Annotated in this window: 1 protein-coding gene; it reads right to left on the bottom strand. The window is 30.8% G+C overall.

What is annotated here, in order from left to right:
* Positions 1 to 66 precede the first annotated feature (66 nt).
* The gene (locus tag CCPUN_RS04130; RefSeq protein ID WP_133282314.1) at positions 67 to 759 is read right to left on the bottom strand and encodes a POTRA domain-containing protein; all 693 of its coding nucleotides are present in this window, start codon (positions 757 to 759) and stop codon (positions 67 to 69) included.
* Positions 760 to 1,342 lie beyond the last annotated feature (583 nt).

The raw sequence follows: 1,342 nt of genomic DNA on the forward strand, positions 1-1,342 counted from the left end.
AGTTGCGTAGTAACTTTCATCGTTGAGTACAATAATTTGAAGTTAGTAACTATAACTACAAAAATATCAATTATTCAATACTTTGCGAAAGTCCTGAGTGTCATTACTTATAAAAAGATTATCTATGGATAGATTCGATTTCCACCTTATAGAAGAACCATTACTTTCTCCAAAATTATCAGTTCCTGTATCTACACGAAATTGTGAATGAACTGAGCGTGTAATTTGAATAATAGAACTACCTGGTAATCTTCCCGGAAGAATACACATAGATACCGTATTAGATGACAAAGAATTAAGTTGGTCGATACCTTGCTCTAGATCTTTGAGGTGCAAAAAACGTTTACGCATGTAAGGGAAGGCTAAAAAAACTTGCCAACGATCTTTAAGGGTATCTTTATCCATAATAATACGTTCAATAAAACCATGAATAACTTGAAGGGTGAGCATCCCACTACTTAAATTTTGATGCAAGGGTATTTTAACAACTACTGTAGGATAGCCTTTTTGAATATAGACACTCTTTACTTGTTGGATAATGCCATTGATATCCTCTGCAGATAGATAATGGTTAAGATGGGGAGTAACAATGTTACTACGCTCTTTTTTACTTAAAAAATCATCATCGTCTAAAATAATACTCCTAATATAAAAAGTGGGCAAATCATCAGCAAAAACAGAACGAATAGAATGAAAAAAAATCGTACTAAATAAACAGATGTGTACTAATAAAAATCTGATTTTCTTTAAAAAATACATAATGCATATTTAGGGTATTTATTAGTAGTAGCTTAAATATATGAAAATATAAAGCAATGACATTGAATGTTTTTAACCTAATTTTTTAGCATAGACTATAATGCTTAAAACAGAGTGCACAAATAGCAAAGAATAAGGTAGCTTTTTGCAGATTTAATAAATTTATAAACGAATTATTAATTAACATTTTAATGCCTTTTATGCCATTCTTTTAACCTGTTTTTTAGGCAGGATTTATTAACGAAATAAGGAAGCTTTTATATAATCACAAAACGCATTTTTCTGGCTTTTTCCCGCTTGCTCGCTCCCCGATTTTTAACGTCTTTAAAGTAAAGCGCAGAATTACTACGCTTTACTTCGTAAAGCTCGTTCAAAATAAACCTAGCAAGTGGGGAAAAACGTGCAGTAAAATACCTATTTTTTAGGTATCAAAATTGTTCAATATTGCGTTATGAATATTGCTAAATACAAGCAAGATGGAACGTGGTTCGAACTTTTAGCCAAAACAGGACTTTCGCAAAACAGATAATTGTGTTTGCATTTTTAGACATGGACATGTTTTATAGTATTGATAATCAATAAT

Origin of the sequence: Cardinium endosymbiont of Culicoides punctatus, from assembly GCF_004354815.1 — a bacterium.
Lineage (GTDB): Bacteria > Bacteroidota > Bacteroidia > Cytophagales > Amoebophilaceae > Cardinium.